The organism is Lachnoanaerobaculum sp. (assembly GCF_057250505.1).
The window spans coordinates 23,948-24,467 of sequence record NZ_DBHIEQ010000031.1; the positions used below are offsets into that span (position 1 = coordinate 23,948).

The window sequence follows — 520 nt, forward strand, 5'->3', positions numbered from 1 at the left end:
GGGCGGCGCTCTAACCAACTGAGCCATCGGGCCAAAATATTAAGATATAAAATCTTAGCTCCCTGAGTAGGACTTGAACCTACGACACTGCGGTTAACAGCCGCATGCTCTACCGACTGAGCTATCAAGGAATATTGCCCTTAGAAAACTAAGGGCAGTGGAGCTTCAGGGACTCGAACCCGGGACCGATCGGTTATGAGCCGATTGCTCTAACCAACTGAGCTAAAGCTCCAAATAGGCTTACGCCAATGACCCCAACGAGATTTGAACTCGTGTTACCGCCGTGAAAGGGCGATGTCTTAACCGCTTGACCATGGGGCCGAATACTGTGATATTCTACTCTCTGAACAGTGAAATGTCAAGTATTTTTTTATAAAAGGAAACACTATGACTTTACTTCGTAAAATCAAGTGCGCTATTTTTCTAAGTTCGTACTTCGCTACGCTCGTTCTCACTAAGAAAAATATGTGCCTTCAAAACTGCCTACCAAACTGCATTTCTTATAAATTTTTTCCTATCT

The 520-nt window shown here is 44.0% G+C and carries 3 tRNA genes; all 3 read right to left on the reverse strand.

Annotated elements, in window-relative coordinates:
* Positions 1-58: 58 nt before the first annotated feature.
* The 3 genes from ACO6FI_RS11395 to ACO6FI_RS11405 all read right to left on the reverse strand — a co-directional run bounded on the left by ACO6FI_RS11395 (position 59) and on the right by ACO6FI_RS11405 (position 321).
* A tRNA-Asn gene (locus ACO6FI_RS11395) sits at positions 59-131 on the reverse strand.
* A gap of 27 nt (positions 132-158) precedes the next feature.
* Positions 159-232, reverse strand: a tRNA-Ile gene (locus ACO6FI_RS11400).
* Between the two features lie 17 nt (positions 233-249).
* A tRNA-Glu gene (locus ACO6FI_RS11405) sits at positions 250-321 on the reverse strand.
* Positions 322-520: the final 199 nt, after the last annotated feature.